1 rRNA gene is annotated in these 496 nt (G+C 47.6%); it reads right to left on the bottom strand.

From position 1 onward, the window contains the following. Nucleotides 1-496, bottom strand: a 23S ribosomal RNA gene (locus tag ACLHR0_RS31645); the annotation flags it as partial.

Genomic DNA, 496 nt, shown 5'->3' with positions numbered 1-496 from the left:
GATTGCTCCGAACATCCTTCCTTAACCTTCCAGCACCGGGCAGGTATCAGGCTCTATACGTCATCTTTCGATTTTGCAGGGCCCTGTGTTTTTGTTAAACAGTTGGTTGTACCATTTTACTGAGGCCGCATCACTGCGGCACGCCTTATCCCGAAGTTACAGCGTCAATTTGCCTAGTTCCTTTACCACGGATCACTCGAGCGCCTGAGAATACTCATCTCGACTACCTGTGTCGGTTTACGGTACGGGCTGCTATAAACGAACCTTAGAAGTTTTTCTTGGAAGTCTGATTAGGGATACTATCAGCGCGGCCGAAGCTTTGCTGTACTATCAGGCTTCAGCAAGTCTGGCGGATTTTCCTACCAAACCTATACCTACACCCTTTAACGCACTATTCCGTAAGTGCGCGATCCTTTCACTACTCCGTTACTCCATCGAATTTATAGCAGGTACTGGAATATTCACCAGTTTGCCATCAGCTACACCTTTCGGCTTT

Source organism: Chitinophaga sp. ARDCPP14 (assembly GCF_051362515.1).
Classification (GTDB): domain Bacteria; phylum Bacteroidota; class Bacteroidia; order Chitinophagales; family Chitinophagaceae; genus Chitinophaga.
This window is presented reverse-complemented; position numbering and strand designations above follow the sequence as displayed.